13 protein-coding genes are annotated in these 16779 nt (G+C 68.1%); 9 read left to right on the plus strand and 4 right to left on the minus strand.

What is annotated here, in order from left to right:
* Positions 1-48: 48 nt before the first annotated feature.
* Both WT26_RS21270 and WT26_RS21275 read right to left on the minus strand, forming a co-directional pair.
* Positions 49-1728: a flavin-containing monooxygenase gene (locus WT26_RS21270; protein WP_069270797.1), complete on the minus strand. Its 1680-nt coding sequence runs from the start codon at positions 1726-1728 to the stop codon at positions 49-51.
* Between the two features lie 140 nt (positions 1729-1868).
* Complete coding sequence (locus WT26_RS21275; protein ID WP_069273876.1) at positions 1869-3131, minus strand: MFS transporter; 1263 nt, start codon at positions 3129-3131, stop codon at positions 1869-1871.
* A 359-nt stretch (positions 3132-3490) separates the two neighbouring features.
* Between WT26_RS21275 and WT26_RS21280 the strand changes: the two genes are divergently transcribed.
* Positions 3491-4045, plus strand: coding sequence for a hypothetical protein (locus WT26_RS21280; RefSeq protein ID WP_069273877.1), 555 nt, complete (start codon positions 3491-3493; stop codon positions 4043-4045).
* Between the two features lie 79 nt (positions 4046-4124).
* Here WT26_RS21280 and WT26_RS21285 read toward each other — a convergent pair whose 3' ends face one another.
* Positions 4125-6506, minus strand: coding sequence for a DNA polymerase II (locus WT26_RS21285; protein ID WP_069273878.1), 2382 nt, complete (start codon positions 6504-6506; stop codon positions 4125-4127).
* Between the two features lie 417 nt (positions 6507-6923).
* On the opposite strand from WT26_RS21285, the gene WT26_RS21290 reads away from it, so the two are divergent.
* The 8 genes from WT26_RS21290 to WT26_RS21325 all read left to right on the plus strand — a co-directional run bounded on the left by WT26_RS21290 (position 6924) and on the right by WT26_RS21325 (position 15744).
* Positions 6924-8000 (plus strand): LLM class flavin-dependent oxidoreductase, encoded by a 1077-nt coding sequence (locus WT26_RS21290; protein WP_059716947.1) that lies wholly within the window; start codon positions 6924-6926, stop codon positions 7998-8000.
* Positions 8001-8017: 17 nt separating this feature from the next.
* Positions 8018-8629 (plus strand): isochorismatase family protein, encoded by a 612-nt coding sequence (locus WT26_RS21295; RefSeq protein WP_059956734.1) that lies wholly within the window; start codon positions 8018-8020, stop codon positions 8627-8629.
* The gene (trpD, locus tag WT26_RS21300) at positions 8622-9662 is read left to right on the plus strand and encodes an anthranilate phosphoribosyltransferase (protein WP_059716949.1); all 1041 of its coding nucleotides are present in this window, start codon (positions 8622-8624) and stop codon (positions 9660-9662) included. The genes WT26_RS21295 and trpD overlap by 8 nt, the downstream gene beginning before the upstream one ends.
* Positions 9659-10867 carry a phosphoribosyltransferase family protein gene (locus WT26_RS37440; protein WP_063801391.1) on the plus strand — a complete coding sequence of 403 codons (1209 nt, stop codon included), beginning with the start codon at positions 9659-9661 and terminating at the stop codon, positions 10865-10867. Before trpD ends, WT26_RS37440 begins: the two co-directional genes overlap by 4 nt.
* Positions 10868-10890: 23 nt before the next feature.
* Positions 10891-12144, plus strand: coding sequence for an MFS transporter (locus tag WT26_RS21310; RefSeq protein ID WP_059879356.1), 1254 nt, complete (start codon positions 10891-10893; stop codon positions 12142-12144).
* A gap of 13 nt (positions 12145-12157) precedes the next feature.
* Positions 12158-13576 (plus strand): UbiD family decarboxylase, encoded by a 1419-nt coding sequence (locus WT26_RS21315; RefSeq protein WP_069270799.1) that lies wholly within the window; start codon positions 12158-12160, stop codon positions 13574-13576.
* Positions 13577-13876: 300 nt separating this feature from the next.
* Entirely contained in the window at positions 13877-15262 is a 1386-nt protein-coding gene (locus WT26_RS21320) for an NCS2 family permease (protein ID WP_069273879.1), read from the plus strand.
* A 98-nt stretch (positions 15263-15360) separates the two neighbouring features.
* On the plus strand, positions 15361-15744 hold the full coding sequence (locus WT26_RS21325; RefSeq protein ID WP_059593008.1) for a DUF4377 domain-containing protein: 384 nt from the start codon (positions 15361-15363) through the stop codon (positions 15742-15744).
* Between the two features lie 13 nt (positions 15745-15757).
* Here the strand turns inward: WT26_RS21325 and WT26_RS21330 are convergent, their stop codons facing one another.
* Positions 15758-16624: a LysR family transcriptional regulator gene (locus tag WT26_RS21330; RefSeq protein ID WP_069273880.1), complete on the minus strand. Its 867-nt coding sequence runs from the start codon at positions 16622-16624 to the stop codon at positions 15758-15760.
* Positions 16625-16779 lie beyond the last annotated feature (155 nt).

Raw genomic sequence — 16779 nt, forward strand, 5'->3', positions numbered from 1 at the left:
GCGAATCGGCGGTGGAGGAAACCGAGTCAGCGGGAGGAAATCGCGTGGTCAGACTTCGGCCACGCTTTCCGGTTGGGAATGGTGTGAAATCGCCGGGTTGAACAGGAATCCTTCGTAATCGCGTTCGATGATGCCGTCGCATACCGCGATGTAGGAATCGAATCCCTCGAGATCGAGCAGCACGACACGCGGCTTGCCGGGCACGTTTGCGCCGACGTACCACGAGTTGCTCTGATGGATCAGCGTCTTTTCCGCGATCGCCAGGATGCGCGCCGTCCACGCTTCCTGCGCCGCGCGAGTCGGCTCGACGGTGGCCGCCTCGCTGCGCGCGGCATGCTCGACCAGCTTCATCACGAGATCGACCTGATGCTCGTCGCAGGGAATCGCGCTGCTCAGCGACGCCGTGCTGCCGGGGCCTGCGATGTTGAAGAGATTGGGGAACTCCGCGCTCATGAGCCCCAGATACGTCTGCGGGCCGCTCTTCCAGGCGGCGCGCAGCGATTCGCCGCGACGTCCGCGGATGTCCACGTTCAGCAGGGCGCCCGTCACCGCATCGAAGCCCGTCGCGAAGACGATCATGTCGAGTTCGATCTCGCGGCCGCCGACGATGACGCCGTCGCGGGTGATCGACTCGATGGGTGTCTCTTTCAGATCGACCAGCGATACGTTGTCGCGATTGAAGGTCTCGAAATAGCCGCTGTCCGCGCACAGGCGCTTCGTCAGGATCGGATGATTGCTCGGCGTCAGCTTGTCGGCCAGAACGGGATCGTTGATCTTCTCCCGGATCTTCGCGCGGACGAATTCCGTGAGCGTGTCGTTTGCTTCCTTGTTCGTCAGCAGGTCGCTGTACGACGTGTAAAAGCAGAGTCCGCCCGCGGCCCAGCGTGCTTCGTATTCGCGCAGGCGTTCTTCCGGCGACACGGACAGCGCGGAAGTCTGCAGCGGCTGGCGCGGCTCCCCGCCGACGCAGACGAAGCCGCCGAACGAATTCCATTCCATGCGGCGCAATTCCGCGTAGTTCGCCTTCATGTGCTGCTCGTACTCCGCGTCCATCGGACGGTTGCGCAGCGGGATGCTGTAGTTCGGCGTGCGCTGGAAGACCGTGAGGTGCGCCGCCGACTGCGCCGCGACCGGCACGAACTGGATGGCCGACGAGCCGGTGCCGATCACGCCGATGCGCTTGCCGGCAAGATCGACCGCGCTGGTCGGCCAGCGCGACGTGAAGTAGGTCTCGCCGGCGAAGCTGCCGTATCCGGGGATGTCCGGCACCTTCGGTGCGGACAGGCAGCCGGTCGCCATCACGCAGAAGCGGGCATGCAGCCGTTCGCCTGCCTGCGTGACGAGCGTCCATCGTGCGCGCGATTCGTCGAACGTCGCGGCATCGATCCGCGTGCCGAGCTGGATATGTTCGTAGAGCCCGAAGCGGTGCGCGACGTGATCGAAATAGCGCAGCAGTTCGGGCTGCGACGCGTAGCGTTCCGACCAGTGCCATTCCTGCTCGAGTTCGCGCGAGAACGAATACGAGTACTCGAAGCTTTCGATGTCGACGCGTGCGCCCGGGTAGCGATTCCAGTACCAGGTGCCGCCGATGCCGTCCGCCGCGTCGACGAGCCGCACGGACATGCCGGCTTCCTTGGCCCGATGCAGCATGTACAGGCCCGCTACGCCGGCGCCGACGATGATCATGTCGAATGCGGCGTCCTGGTCTCTTGAAGCGATATTCACCATGTCAGTCCTTCACTATGAACGTGTTGCTGAATTGATCGGATACTTCAGTGTCGATACAGGGGGAGCACGCGACCGGCATGGAGTCCGGATGGCGCCCGGGCGGCATCGCGGCAGCGATGCGCGCGCCGGGAGAAGAAACGCTAGTCGTAGACGCGGGTGTCGACGGCTACCGGCGACACGGACCATTTACGGCCGTACGCCAGCATCATCACGAAGCTCAGGATGAAACTCAGGCCGCCGATCAGCAGCAGGCCGATCTCGCCGAACACCGGCAGCAGGTTCGTGAGGAAGCCCGTCACGACCCATGCGATCGCCATCACCGAGCCTGCGACGCCGAGTGCCCAGCCTTGCCGGTCCTCGCTGACCGCGTCGGAGAACGCCGTGTACATCGTCGTGTAAGCGACCATGTCGAAGCAGCCGACGACCATCGCGAGCGCCCAGAGCATGCCTTCGTTCGGAAACATGGCCGACAGCACTTGCCCGATGCCGGCGATCAGCAGGCCCGTCTTCGCGATGTCGACCACGCGCCATACGCGCAGCATCAGCCGCACGACGAACAGCAGGCCGAACACGAAGCAGAGGCCGATCACGCCGCTGAACAGCCCGAGCTGCGAACTCGTGTACTGGAACTTCGTCTGAAGCACCAGCATGATCGTTTGCAGATACAAGCCGTAACCGACCTGCATCAGGAAGAACACCACCGACAGGAACGCGACGCGGCGGTGCGTGCCGGCCTGGTAGATGATCCGCAGCGGCATCAGCAGGTCCACGCGCGTGTTGCCGGTCGGCGCGATCGCATCGCGGTAGAACCAGTACGTCCAGAGTCCGCAGGCGACCGACAGCGCGGCGACCAGCAGGAACGGCGTGCCGTAGTCGAACAGCGGCGAAATCGTGCGGTCGGACGTGACGCCGCCGAGCACCGGGCCGACGATCACGCCCGCGCTGAACGCGAGCGACATGATGCTCATGTTGTACGCCTTGTTTTCCGGCGTGCTCAGGTCGGTGATCGCCGCCTGCGCGATGCCCTGGCAGCCGGCCATCAGCCCGGTGAGCCCGCGGCCGGCCAGCAGCAGCGCGACGCTCGGCAGCAGTGCGCCGAGCGCCATCAGGAAGTAGCTGAGCGCCAGGCCGAACACGCACAGCAGCAGGATCCTGCGGCGGCCGTAGCGATCGGACAGTTCGCCCATCAGCGACGAGCCGAAGAACATGCACAACGGATAGATCCCGTAGCCGAGACCGAGGTAGAAATTGCGGAGCTGCGGGCTCGTATCGGGCCCGATGATGCCGGACTGGGGATCGGAGAAGATCGCGGACATCATCGGATAGACGAGCCCGAATCCCATCGCGTCGAGCGCGATCGCGAGCAGGCATGGACCCAGTAGTTTGAGATTGAGCTTGGACATGTATGGCCTCGGTAGTAACGTGGTCGCTACAGTATTCGAAGGCCGGTTTTGCGAGTAGAGACGTCTTTGCAATAAAAACTATCGTAGTTACCGATAACTAACGGATTGCTTTCAAAATGAAAGGGGGGATTGTGCCGGGTTCGCTGCCAGCGCTTGCGACCGGCGGCATGAACCCGGCGACTGTTAAACACTGTGAGCCATTCGTTAGCATTTGCAACGTGAGTAACAGGTTGGCGAAATCCGCTCGCAGTGCCGTCGAGGCCCGCTACAGTAGCTCCCACCTGCCGCATGGTGCGGCGAGGAACGTGACGGTCCGCACGCATGCGGCCGCATCAACGATGTCCTTGGGGAGAAGAAACATGAACAAGCTTCGTACGGTTCTGCTCGGCGCCGCGCTGACGGCAATGGCGACTTCGGCTGCGTTCGCACAGTCGGCCCAGACGGGCGCGCAGGGTTCGGCTGGCGCCGGCCTGCAGGTGCAGACGCCGGTGCTCGGCGTTGGCGCGAACGCGCAGGCCGGCGCCGGCGCGAACGCGGCAGGTTCGGGTTCGGGCGCGGGCAACGTCGTCGGCGGTGCGCTGAGCGGCGTCGGCAAGACCGTCGGCGGTGTCGGCGAAGCGGCCGGCGACACGGTCAAAGGCGCGGTCGGCGGCGCGACCCACGCAGTGGGTTCGGCAGCCGGCTCGGCGAAGGACGCCGCCACGTCGGCCGCGCATTCGGCGAAGGCGCACGTGAAGCATGTCGCGGGTACGGCGAAGAGCCACGCGCAAGGCGCGGTGTCGACGGCAGGCGACGTCGCCGGTGGCGCGAAGGCGAAGGCCGGTGAGGCGCTCGACGGTGCGACGAACGCGGTGCAGGGCGGCGCATCGGTCGGCGTGAAGGGCTCGGTGTCGGCGCAGGGCACCGCGCAGTAACCGGCGTCGGCCCGACGACGGCCCGGTCCTGCTTCGATGCAGGGCCGGGCCGTTTTGCCGTCTGTGCGGTGCTGCGTCTCTAACCCGGAAACAACCGCCCCTGCCCCGAGATCACCGACTCGAAATCGTCGCGCAGGAACGGCAGGATCGCGTCGGCCACGGGCTGCAGCTGGCGGCTCAGGTAGAACGCGTAGTCGATCGGCGAGCGCATCGTCTCGAGCGGCTCGGGGCCGGCGGTCGTCATCACGTAGCTGATCCAGCCGCCGCGCTGGTACTGCAGCGGTCGGCCCTGCGCGTGGTTGAACTCGTCGGCGATCCGCGCCGCGCGCACGTGCGGCGGCACGTTGCGCTCGTACTCGCGCAGCGGCCGGCGCACGCGCTTGCGGTAGACGAGCTGGTCGTCGAATTCGCCGGCCAGCGTGCGGCGGACAGTGTCGCGGATGAAATCCTGGTAGGGCTCGCGGCTGAACACGCGCCGGTACAGCTCGCGCTGGAACTGCTGGGCGAGCGGCGTCCAGTCGGTACGCACCGTTTCGAGCCCCTTGAACACGAGATCCTCGCCGCCGTCGGCCGCCGCCGCGAGGCCCGCGTAACGCTTCTTGCTGCCTTCTTCCGCGCCGCGCACGGTCGGCATCAGGAAGCGGCGGTAGTGCCGCTCGTACTGCAGCTCCAGCGCGCTCTCGAGCCCGAAGTGGTCGCGCAGGTGCGCGTGCCACCACCGGTTCACGTGCTCGACGAGCGCGCGCCCCTTGGCGCCGGCTTCGTCGTCGTCGTGCGCGCGGCCGAGCCACACGAACGTCGAATCGGTGTCGCCATAGATTACTTCGTAGCCCTGCGCTTCGATCAGCTCGCGCGTGCGGTGCATGATCTCGTGGCCGCGCATCGTGATCGACGATGCGAGGCGCGGGTCGAAGAAGCGGCAGCCCGTCGAGCCGAGCACGCCGTAGAACGAATTCATGATGATCTTCAGCGCCTGCGACAGCGGCGCGTTGCGCTGCCGCTTCGCATCGTCGCGGCCTTCCCACACGCGGCGCACGATATCGGGCAGGCAGTGTGCGGTACGCGAGAAGCGCGCGCCGAGAAAGCCGGGCACCGACGCGTCGTCGCCGGGATTCGCGAGCCCTTCGATCAGCCCGACCGGATCGATCAGGAACGTGCGGATGATCGACGGATAGAGGCTCTTGTAGTCGAACACGAGCACCGAGTCGTACAACCCGGGGCGCGAATCCATCACGAAGCCGCCGGGGCTGTTTTGCCCCGTCACGTCGCCGAGGTTCGGCGCGACATAGCCGAGCCGGTGCATGCGGGGCAGGTACAGGTGCGTGAAGGCCGCGACCGACCCGCCGGTGCGATCGGCCGCGAGGCCCGTCACGCTCGCGCGTTCGAGCGCGAAGGACAGCAGGTCGGCCTTGTCGAAGATGCGCGTGACGAGCTCGCAGTCCTTCAGGTTGTAGCGTGCGAGCGCCGGCTTGTCGTGATCGAAGCGGCGCTGGATCTCGTCCATCCGCTGGTACGGATTGTCGATCGACTTGCCTTCGCCGAGCAGCGCCTGCGACACGTATTCGAGGCTGAACGACGGGAACGTCCACGTCGCGGATTTCAGCATGTCGATGCCGTCGAGGATCAGCCGGCCGGCCGCGCCCGCGAAGAAGTGGTCGGGCTGCTGGCCGTGCGCGCGCCAGTCGAGCACGCTGCCGCCGCGCCCGAGCCGCAGCGGCACCCGATACTGCCCGGCGTGCGCATGCAGGATGCGCAGGTCGAACTGCACGAGGTTCCAGCCGATGATCACGTCCGGGTCGTGTTGCGCGAACCATTCGTTGAGCCGCGCGAGCATCGCGGGCCGGCTGTCGCAGTAGTCGAGGCGGAAGTCGAGGCCGCCCGGGTTGCCCGCATCACCGTTCGGCGGGCCGAGCATGTAGACCTGCCGCTGCCCGCAACCTTCGAGCGCGATCGAATACAGCTCGCCGTGGACGCTGGTTTCGATGTCGAGCGACACGCAGCGCAGCGCCGGGCGATAGCCGGCCGCGGATTTCAGCTCACCGTCGGACAGCGCGCCGTCGCCGGCCGGCGTGCCGCGGAACCGGACCGGCGCGGTGATGAACCGCTCCATCGCGTAGCGGTCGGGCGGTTGCACGTCGGCTTCGTAGACGTCGACGCCGGCCGCGGCGAGGCGCTTTTGCAGCCCGGACAGATGACGATAGCGCTTGCAATAGAGGCCGACGACGGGGCGTTGCCGGAAGTCGCGCAGCGCGAGCGGGCGCAGTTCGGCGCCGGTTTCGCCGGCCAGCACGCGCGCGGCCGGCTCCTGCTGTTCGGCGGGGATGAACGCGACGGCTTCCTGCGGGCGCAAGCGCACGCGGCGCGGACCGTGTTCGGTTGCCAGCCAGAACTCGATCTCGATGCCGGATGCGGTGTCCCGCCAGTGGCGGGTGAGGATGAAACCCTGCTCGAATTCCGTCAAGACGCGCGCTCTTCATTGGTGCCCAAGCGGCGGATTTTAACGCCTGGGCGGGGTGGCTGCCGGACGCGTCCCGGTCGACCTGATTAGTTCAAAGTACTTCGGGGTTTACGCGCATCGCGACGGGTGAAATTAAGGCATAGACTGGCGCGGTTTCTGTCGTTGTCTATACAACCAGATACGCTCGGCAACCCGGATTCACGCGTCCGGATGCATCGCGATGATGCGTCAGGCGACTGAACCTCGTCGCCCGAGCCGGCGGTACAACGCCGCCGGTTCACCCGGAACCTGAGAGAAAGACTCCCCGATCGTCGTCGCGGCAGCTCGCCGGGGCGCCGGTTCGGAACCACAACGAACAAACGTCGCATGCCGGCCGCACCTGGCGGCGGCAGTGCGCGGCCATTCCGAGGACTATCCGACATGAAACTCGGCGCGTTCATGATGCCGGCGCATCCGCAGCATCGTTCGCTTCACGACGGTCACTACCACGACCTCGACACACTCGAGTTTTTCGATCGCACCGGCTTTGCCGAAGCATGGATCGGCGAGCACTACATGATGCCGGCGGAGCCGTGCCCGTCGCCGGACCTGCTGCTCGCCCAAGCCTTCCTGCGCACGAAGCGCATCCGCCTCGCGCCGGGCGCGTTCATGCTGCCGTTCCATCACCCGGCGGAGCTCGCGCACCGGATCTGCATGCTCGATCACATTTCGCAGGGGCGCCTGATGGTCGGCATCGGCGCGAGCGGCACGAATCTCGATCTCGAGATGTTCGACATCGATTACCGGTCCGGCGCGCATCGGGAGATGACGGCCGAGTCGATCGCGATCATGACGCGCTTCTGGGAGAGCGACGGGCCGTTCGAATATCGCGGCAAGTACTGGACGGCGCGGCGCCCCGCGGATCTGCCCGACAAGCGCAGCACCTATCACCTGAAGCCGTTCCAGGCGCCGTATCCGCCGATCGGCGTGACCGGCCTGTCCGCGTCGTCGCCGACGCTGCGGCTCGCCGGCGCGAACGGCTGGATTCCGATCAGCTTCTGCTTCACGCCGCAATACCTGCACACGCATTGGGACGTCGTCGAGGCGGGCGCGCGCGCGGCGGGCCGGCCGGCGCCCGATCGCGGCGAATGGCGGGTCAGCCGGCCGATCCTGGTCGCCGATACGGATCGCGAGGCGTGGCGCCGCGCGGTCGACGGCGAGATGGGCCGCTATTTCCGCGACGACTATCTGCCGATGCTCGCGGGCAACAACGCGCTGGGCCTGCTCAAGGAGGATCCCGGCATGCCGGACAGCGACGTCACCGTCGAGTACGTCGCCAGGCACTGCTGGATCGTCGGCTCGCCGGACACGGTGCGCGAGCGCATCGAGGCCATGCAGGCGCTGTCGGGCGGCTTCGGCGTGCTGCACGTGATGGGGTTCGACCATCTCGACGAAATGAGCGCGATCCGCGACAGCCATGCGGCGCTCGCGGAAATCGTCGCGAACCTGCGCGACTGACCGGGAGGAGCCAATCGATGAATGCCTTGGGCGATACGTTCGACCCGCGCCGCGCAGCGCTCCTGATCATCGACATGCAGCGTGACTTCGTCGATCCCGGCGCGCCGATCGCCTGCGTGGGCGCGCCCGACGTCGTGCCGGCGATCACGCGGCTCGCGCAGTCCGCGCGCGCGGCCGGCATGCCCGTCATCTACACGCAGGAAGCGCATCGCCGGCAGAAGGTCGACTTCGGTCTCGAGCTCGAGTACGGCGAGACCGAGCATTGCGTCGAGGGCACGCCGGGCGTCGAGATCGTCGACGCGCTCGCGCCCGCCGCGTCCGACTATGTGCTCGTCAAGCGCCGCTACAGCGGCTTTTTCGCGACCGATCTGGACCTGCTGCTGAAGGGGCTGCGCGTCGACACGCTGGTGCTGACCGGCGTGGCCACCGACGTCTGCGTGCGCGCGACCGCGCAGGACGCGCTGCAGCTCGACTACCGCGTGTTCGTGCCGCGCGAGTGCGTGGCGGGCACGACGGCCGCGCGGCACGACGCGGCGCTCGAACACATCGGCTACGTGCTCGGGCGGGTCGTCTCGCTCGATGCGTTGATCGCACGGATCGCCCCCTCGGCCGGAGCCGTACATGCCTGACGCCGACGCGCACTATCGCGCGATGATGAGCCGGCTGATCGACGCGCGCGCCGATCTCGACCGTGCCGAGGCGGCCGAGGCCGTGTCCGCGATGCTCGATTTGCGATTCAGCGACGTCGAGATCGCGGCGACGCTCGCGGCGCTCGCGAGGAAAGGTGAAACGGCGGACGAGATCGCGGGCGCGGTCGACGCGATCAACGCGCGAAGCACGCCGCTGCCGCTGCCGGCGCAAGACGCGCTCGACATCGGCGGGACGGGCGGCGATCGCGCGGGCACGTTCAACATTTCCACGACCGCGGCGTTCGTCGCGGCGGGGGCGGGCGCGCGCGTGATCAAGCACGGCAACCGGAGCGTGACGAGCGCGTGCGGCAGCGCCGACCTGATCGACGCGCTCGGCGCCGACGCGCTGCGCTGCAGCGCGCCCGAGCGGATCGCGGCGAGTCTTGCCGCGTGCGGCTTCGCGTTCGTCTCGACCGCGAGCCATCACCGCTTTCCGCCGAGGCTCGGCGAGCTGCGCCGCGCACTCGGCATGCGCAGCCTCTTCAATCTCGCCGGACCGCTCGTGCACCCGGCGCGGATCGGCCGCCAGATCGTCGGCGTCGCGCGGCCCGAACAGCAGGCGCCGATTGCTGCCGCGCTGGCGAGGCTTGAGCGGGACGCGGCATTCGTCGTGCACGGCGTGGCGGGACTCGACGAAGTGAGCTGTGCCGGTGAAACGCTCGTCACGCGCGTCGAGCGCGGCGCGACCGCGTCGTTCAGCGTCACCGCGCACGATTTCGGGTTGTCGCCGTGCCGCGTCGATGACCTGCGCGGCGGCGACCCGCAGACCAACGCGGCGATCTGCCGCGCGATTCTCGACGGCGAACGCGGGCCGCGCGCCGACACCGTGACGGCGGCGGCCGGCATGTCGCTCGTTCTCGACGGACGCGCACGGACGTTCGCCGACGGCGCGCAGCTCGCGCGTCACGCGATCGACAGCGGCGCGGCGCGCAAGGTGCTCGACAACTTTCTATGCGGAGCAAGCAACTCATGAAGACCGGCATCAAGATTTGCGGCCTGACGAACCTCGACGATGCCCTCGACGCCGTGAACGCCGGCGCCGACGCGCTCGGTTTCGTGTTCTCCGACGGTCCGCGCAGGATGGCGGCGGGCGACGTGCGGGCGATCGTCGACCGGCTGCCGCCGTTCGTCAGCACGGTGGGCGTATTCGTCGACGAGCCGCTCGAACGGCTGCAGGACGTCGTGGCGCACTCGGGCGTGTCGAGCGTGCAGCTTCAGGGCAGCGAGAGCCCCGCGTATTGCCGGCAGGTCGGGTGGCCGGTGATCAAGGGATTTCGGGTCGGCGAGCGCTTTGATCCCGCGGTCGTCAAACCGTACGACGTCAGCGCGTACCTGTTCGACGCGGCGGTGGCCGGCCGCGACGGCGGCACCGGCGAGCGTTTCGATTGGGCGCGGCTGCGCGGGTTGCGGTTCGCGCGGCCGGTCATCGTGGCGGGCGGATTGAACGCCGGCAACGTGCGCCGCATGCTCGACCTGCTCGGGCCGTCCGGCGTCGACGTCAGCTCGGGAGTCGGCGCGAGCGCGACCCGCAAGGACCCGGCGAAGATGCGCGCGTTCGTCGCGGCGGTCAGGGGCGCGCAACGCGCGGTGCACGAACCGGTCGAGGCGGACATCCTGCGCGCGTCGTTCGACGGCCGGCCGCTCGTCAGCATCAACGGCAAGCGTTTCCTGGTCAATTCGCTGACCGAGCAGGTGCCGGCGACCCCCGCGCCGCTGCTGCGCATGGCGGCGCAACGGGTATGCGACGTGATGTCGGTCGCGCCCGGGCTGAAGCTCGTCGGCGAGGAGGACAAGGGCGGCGCGCTGCTCGCCGCGGTGTCGCTGCTGTCGGGGCTGCCGTACGGCATCGCGCGCTGGTATCCGTCCGGGCTCGAAGGGCAGGTGAAGGTCGAGTTCGGCTGCGAATACACGGCGGGCGCGCTGTACCTGAACGGTGTCGAGCCCGGTGACCGCGTCGTCATCGTCGACGACCTGATCAGCACGGGCGGCACGCTGATCGGTCTCGTCGAGGCCGTCAGGCGGGCGGGCGCGCACGTCGAGCAGATCGTCTGCGTCGCCGAGAAGGCCGACTACGCGGGCGTCGAGCGAGTACGGGACGCGACCGGGCTGGACGTCACGACGCTCGTGCGGGTCAGCGTCGCGGGCGACATGTCGCGCGTGCTGGATGTCAACTACTGACGAATCGCAGGGAGGATGGCTTGATGAATGAAAGGATCTTTCGAGGCTGGTATGTCGTGATCGCAGCGCACCTGCTGCTGGCGCTGATTTTCGGGGCGGCCTATTCGTTCGGCGCGTTCTTCGGGCAACTGCAGTCAAGTTTCGGCGTCGGGCGATTCTCGGTCGCGTCGATTTTCTCGCTGACCGCATTCATCTATTACGCGGTCGGCGTGTTTGCCGGCTCGATCGCCGACCGTACGTCGACGCGCAAGGTGGTCGGCGCCGGCGTGGTGCTGCTGGCGCTCGGCTTCTTCGTCAGCAGCCTGGCCGGGCGGTCGATCGCACATTTCCTCGTGGCATTCTGCTCGCTCGTCGGGCTCGGGGTCGGCCTCGTGTACGTGCCGACGGTGACCGCGGTGCAGCGCTGGTTCGTCAGGAACCGCAGCAAGGCGTCCGGCCTGGCACTCGCGGGCACCGGGCTCGGCACCTTCGTCGGACCGAGCGTCGCCGGCCTGCTGATGCAGCACCTGTCGTGGGAAACGACGATGCGCGTGTTCGCGGTGGGAATCGCGGTGCTCGGCTGCGTCGCTGCGCTCGTGGTGCGGGGGCGGCCGGAGGAATTGGGGCTGCGCGCGGACGGCGACGCCGCGCCGGCCCGCACGACGAACGGCGCGCATCCGGCGGCCGCCGACGCGACGCTCGCGTCGGCGCTTCGCGGCGCGCGCTTCTGGTGGTATTTCGCCGCGATCTTCCTCGGTTCGGTCGGGCTGTTCCTCGCGCTCGTCCACATCAATCCGTATGCGCGACAGCTCGGCCTCTCGGCCGTCGAGGCCAACCTGCTGATCGGGCTGATCGGCGTGGGCAACGTGGCCGGCCGGCTGTTGCTCGGCAGCCTTGCCGACCGGATCGGCGCACGTTCGCTGCTGATGGCGCTGACCTTCGCGCTGGCGCTGCTGAACGGCTTCTGGCTCGCCGCGCACGGCTTTGTCGCGCTTGCCGTATTCGCCGTGTTGTTCGGCGTCGCGAACGGCGGCTGCATTTCGCTGTATCCGTCGGTTGCGGCCGGCTGGTTCGGCACCACGAATCTGGGGGCGATCCTGGGCGCGCTTTACGTGTCGGTCGGTGTCGCCGCGGTGGCCGGCGGCAGCATCGGCGGGCTGCTGTTCGACGTCTACGGCAGCTACGTCGCGTCGATCGCGTTCAGTGCGCTGTGCGCGCTGGCGTCGGTCGCGCTGATCGCGGTTGCCGCGTCGCCGTCGCGCGCCGTGCGGGCCGCGAGCCCGACGACGGCGCGCTGAGCGGAGGGCCGGCATGACGAGCGCGGCGAGCGACATCCACGACCTGCGCAGCGCGCTCGATGCGCTGGCCCGTGCAGGTGAACGGCCGGTCGAAATCGATGCGCCGCTTGATCCGCACGTCGGGCTGATCGACGATTACCTCGGGTCCTATCGAGCGAGCGCTGCGTCGTGGTTCGCGGCGGAGCAGCCGCTGCGGCTGTATCGCCGGCCCGCGCGCGGCCGCTTTCCGGTGCTCATGGGCCTGTTCGGCAGCCGCGCGCGCACCGGCGTGCTGCTCGGCGCCGATCGGCCGGGCGAGCGGATCGCCCGCGCCATCCGCTCGCCGCTCGCGCCGACGCTGTCGGCACGAGCGACGCCGCGCGAATGGGTCACGGCGCCGGACCTGCGGCAATGGCTGCCGGCGCTGACCTGCACGGCCGGCGACCCGGGGCCGACGGTGACGCTCGGCCTCGTCTATGCGCGCGACGCCATCACCGGCATCGCGAATTGCTCGGTACACCGAATTACGCTCAAGCCGAGCTCGACCGTGGTGGCGATCTCGTCGAAGGGGCATCTGCAGCAGCTCGTCGATCGGCACGTCGCGCGGGGCGAGCGGCTTCCGGTGTCGGTCAATATCGGGCTCGACCCGGTGCTGTACTACGCGGCCGCGCTCAGCAGTCCGGCCGTCGGGTTCGGCGACGACGAACTCGCGGTGGCCGGCGCGTTGCGCGGCAGGCCGGTTGCGCTGGCGCCGTGCGCGTCCGGCGGCGGCTGGTACGTCGACCACGCGGAGATCGTCATCGAAGGCAGCCTCGGGGCGGACAAGGAAGCCGAGCATGATGGTGCGTCGGCCGGCCCGCCGGGCCGCGGGCACTCGATGCCGGAGTATCTCGGCTATTTCTCGGCCGCCGGCGCGGTGACCACGCTGGCCGTCAGCGCGCTGTCCTGGCGGCCCGGCGCGATCTATCCGGCGTTGACGGGCCCGGGGCGGGAGCAGTCGGAATTGCTCGGCGTCGGGCAGGAAGCGGCGATCTGGCGGGTGCTGCACGACGAGGGTGTTGCGCCGCTGTTTCGCGACGCCGTCGCGCTGCCCGCGGGCGGCGGGCACCTGTTCACCGTGCTGCAGGTCGCGCGGCGCACGCGCGACGACGACGCGCCGCTGCTGAATGCGGCGATGCGATTGCTGGAGCGGGTCGCCACGACGAAGAACCTGGTGCTGGTCGACGACGACGTGAACCCTCACTCGGCCGACGACGTGCTGTGGGCGATCGCGACGCGCAGCCGGCTCGAGCGTGACGTGCTGCAGACCCAGAGCCTGCGAGGCACGTCGCTAGACCCCACTCAGTCGGAAAGCTATGTGTCCGGCGGGCAGAAGGGCTTTACCAACAAGTGCGTGATCGACTGCCTGGTTCCGTTCGGACTGCGGGAGCGGTTTCGGCGGGCATATGCCTGAACGGCATGCATGCCGTATCCGTCCCCGTTTCAGATCCCGCATTCAAATAGTCGCCTTAACGGATTCGAACTAGGCGTATACGCGCGTGTCGTCGCGACGGAGCCCGGTTGCACGCCGATATAAGCGCTGCGACATGCGCTGCATGCTGGTCGCCCAATGGGACGTGATGTTCTGTTCACCTACCCTTCGCTACGGCAAAGTGCGGACGACGTTGCCGACGATCCATTAGAGACAGAGACGAGACAAACCTGACGACGGTCCACGTCGACCGTTTCAGCATGCTGATAAAGGAGCAAGCTCATGAGTGATACCCCGGTGCAGCCGGCCGCCGGCGTCGGCGCGCAAGCGGCGTTCGGCGCGAACGGCGCCATCGACCGGTACTTCGGCATTTCGTCGCGCGGCAGCACGCAACGCACCGAGATCGTCGCCGGCGTCACCACCTTCCTCGCGATGGTCTATTCCGTGTTCGTCGTGCCCGGCATGTTCGGCAAGGCCGGCTTCGACACGAGCGCCGTGTTCGTCGCGGTCTGCCTCACGACCGCGTTCGGCTCGCTGCTGATGGGCCTGTGGGCGAAGCTGCCGATCGCGATCGGCTGCGCGATCTCGCTGACCGCGTTCACCGCGTTCGGCCTCGTGCTCGGCAAGGGGCTGCATCCGACGGTCGCGCTCGGCGCCGTGTTCCTGATGGGCGTCGTGTTCACCGGCATCTCGGTCACCGGCGTGCGTTCGTGGATCCTGCGCAACCTGCCCGCGGGCGTCGCGCACGGCACCGGGATCGGCATCGGCCTGTTCCTGCTGCTGATCGCGTCGAACGACGTCGGCCTCGTGATCAAGAACCCGGGCGCCGGCCTGCCGGTCTCGCTCGGCCAGGTCACCGCACTCCCGGTCATCATGTCGGTCGTCGGCCTCGCCGCGATCTTCGGCCTCGAGAAGCGTCGCGTGCCGGGCGGCATCCTGCTCGTCGTGATCGCGATCTCGATCTTCGGGCTGATCTTCGATCCCGCCGTGAAGTACCACGGCATCTTCGCGCTGCCGTCGCTGAGCGCACCGGGCCACGCGTCGCTGATCGGCGCGATGGACATCAAGGGCGCGCTGTCGATGGCCGTGCTGCCGAGCGTGCTGGCGCTGGTGATGACCGCCGTGTTCGACGCGACCGGCACGATCCGCGCGGTCGCGGGCCAGGCCGGCCAGCTCGACGAGAACGGCCGCATCATCAACGGCGGCCGCGCGCTGACCGCCGATTCGATCAGCTCGATCTTCTCCGGTTTCCTCGGCGGCGCGCCGGCGGCGGCCTACATCGAGTCGAGCGTCGGCGTGGCCGCCGGCGCGAAGACTGGCCTCGCAGCCGCCGTGGTCGGCCTGCTGTTCCTCGTCGTGATGTTCTTCTCGCCGCTCGCGGGCCTCGTGCCGTCGTACGCCACCGCACCCGCGCTGATGTACGTCGGCCTGCTGATGCTCGGCAGCGTGAGCAAGCTGCACATGGACGACATGGTCGACGCGATGTCGGGCCTCGTGTGCGCGGTGTTCATCGTGCTGACCGCGAACATCGTGACGGGCATCATGCTCGGCTTCTCGACGCTCGTGATCGGTCGCATCGCCAGCGGCGAATTCCGCAAGCTGAACGTCGGCACCGTGCTCATCGCGGCCGTGCTCGTCACGTTCTATCTCGGCGGCTGGGCGATCTGACGCACGGCCGAGTGCAGCGTCGCGGCGACGACGGCATCCGGAACCTGCGTGCGAGCGCGCAGTCTGACGGCTTTTCAAACTGGAAGGTCGACGAGAGGATGAATCGGATTTTTCGCGGATTGGCATTGACGGCGGCGCTGGCCGGTGTGGCCGGACTCGCCGCGTGTGAAACCGGCGCAGGCAATGTGCAGGCATCCGCCGCACGGCCGGCGGATGGCCGGCCGGTCACGAAAACCGTCTACGTCGCGCCGCAGACCAGGCGCTGCGTGGGCGTCGCGCCGATGGCGTGCCTGCAGGTGCGCGACCGGCCCGACGGCGAATGGAGCCTGTGGTACGCAGGCATCGAAGGCTTCGACTTCAAGCCGGGCTTCCTCTACGAACTCCAGATCGACGAATACAAGGTCGCGCAGCCGCCGGCCGACGGCTCGTCGATCCGCTGGGTGCTGAAGCGCGTCGTGTCGCGCACGCCGGCAAGCGAGTGACGCGAGCCGGCGGCTATGCGCCGAACGCGGCGACGATCTCGTCGATCGTCACGCGGATGCGCGCGGTGTGCCGCAGGTCCTGATGCGTGACGAGCCAGATTTCGTACTGCGCATCGTTCGCGCGATCGGGCCAGACGCGCACGAGGCCGTCGCGTTCGCCCATCTGCACCGGGAGCTCGCAGAGGCCGAGCCCGGCCTTCGATGCTGCGCGCAGCGTCAGGTTCGTGTTGAGCCGCGCGACGATGCGGCCGTCAGCCAGCGGTTCCCCGACGAACGACGGCACGCGCGCCTTCGCGAAATGCGGCTGGTAGACGACCAGATCGTGCCCGGCGAAACGCTCGCCCGGCACCGGTTCGCCGTGGCGGCGCACATAGTCGGGTGACGCGAACAGCCCGACTTCCCAGCTCGCGAGCCGGCGCGCGAGCAGGTCCGGATTGCGCGGCTTGACGGTCCGGATCGCGATGTCGGCCTCGCGCTTCGCGAGATTGAGAACCTGCGTCGTCGTGTCGAGCAGCACCGACACGTCCGGATGCTTCGCATGCAGGCGCTCGATCGCCGGCATCACGTATTCCTGCGCGAGCGCGTCCGTGGTCGACAGCTTCACCTCGCCGGCCAGGCGCTTGTCGACGCCTTGCGTGTGGCGCACGAGATCGTGCGCGGACTGTTCCATCGCCTCGGCCGCGCGGATCGCGATCCGGCCGACCGGCGTCAATTCATAGCCGTTCGACGTGCGCAGGAACAGCGTCGCCCCGAGCGCCCGCTCGAGCGCCGCGAGCCGCCTGCCGACCGTCGCCTGGTCGATATCGAGCGCGCGCGCAGCGGCGCGCAGGGTCCGTTCCCGATGGAGCGCGACGAAAATGCGCGCGTCGTCCCAGTTCATTGCGCCTCCGGCGTGATGCAAATTTGCATCATACGATCGGCAATTCGCTGCGTGTCAAGCGTGCGGCGCGTCACTACACTTTTTCTCAACCGATGCGGCGATTCGGCGTGTGGATCGAATCCGCTGCGCATCCGGATTTTCGAAAAGGTGAAGTC

This window comes from Burkholderia cepacia, assembly GCF_001718835.1.
GTDB classification, from domain to species: domain Bacteria; phylum Pseudomonadota; class Gammaproteobacteria; order Burkholderiales; family Burkholderiaceae; genus Burkholderia; species Burkholderia cepacia_F.

Bases quoted from the DNA above. Each gene is read 5' to 3' on its own strand.
- WT26_RS21280 (WP_069273877.1), top strand. From the start codon at position 3,491: ATGAACAAGCTTCGTACGGTTCTGCTCGGCGCCGCGCTGACGGCAATG.
- WT26_RS21290 (WP_059716947.1), top strand. From the start codon at position 6,924: ATGAAACTCGGCGCGTTCATGATGCCGGCGCATCCGCAGCATCGTTCG.
- WT26_RS21310 (WP_059879356.1), top strand. From the start codon at position 10,891: ATGAATGAAAGGATCTTTCGAGGCTGGTATGTCGTGATCGCAGCGCAC.
- WT26_RS21315 (WP_069270799.1), top strand. From the start codon at position 12,158: ATGACGAGCGCGGCGAGCGACATCCACGACCTGCGCAGCGCGCTCGAT.
- WT26_RS21295 (WP_059956734.1), top strand. From the start codon at position 8,018: ATGAATGCCTTGGGCGATACGTTCGACCCGCGCCGCGCAGCGCTCCTG.
- WT26_RS21330 (WP_069273880.1), bottom strand. From the start codon at position 16,624: ATGAACTGGGACGACGCGCGCATTTTCGTCGCGCTCCATCGGGAACGG.
- WT26_RS21270 (WP_069270797.1), bottom strand. From the start codon at position 1,728: ATGGTGAATATCGCTTCAAGAGACCAGGACGCCGCATTCGACATGATC.
- WT26_RS21320 (WP_069273879.1), top strand. From the start codon at position 13,877: ATGAGTGATACCCCGGTGCAGCCGGCCGCCGGCGTCGGCGCGCAAGCG.
- trpD (WP_059716949.1), top strand. From the start codon at position 8,622: ATGCCTGACGCCGACGCGCACTATCGCGCGATGATGAGCCGGCTGATC.
- WT26_RS21325 (WP_059593008.1), top strand. From the start codon at position 15,361: ATGAATCGGATTTTTCGCGGATTGGCATTGACGGCGGCGCTGGCCGGT.
- WT26_RS37440 (WP_063801391.1), top strand. From the start codon at position 9,659: ATGAAGACCGGCATCAAGATTTGCGGCCTGACGAACCTCGACGATGCC.
- WT26_RS21275 (WP_069273876.1), bottom strand. From the start codon at position 3,131: ATGTCCAAGCTCAATCTCAAACTACTGGGTCCATGCCTGCTCGCGATC.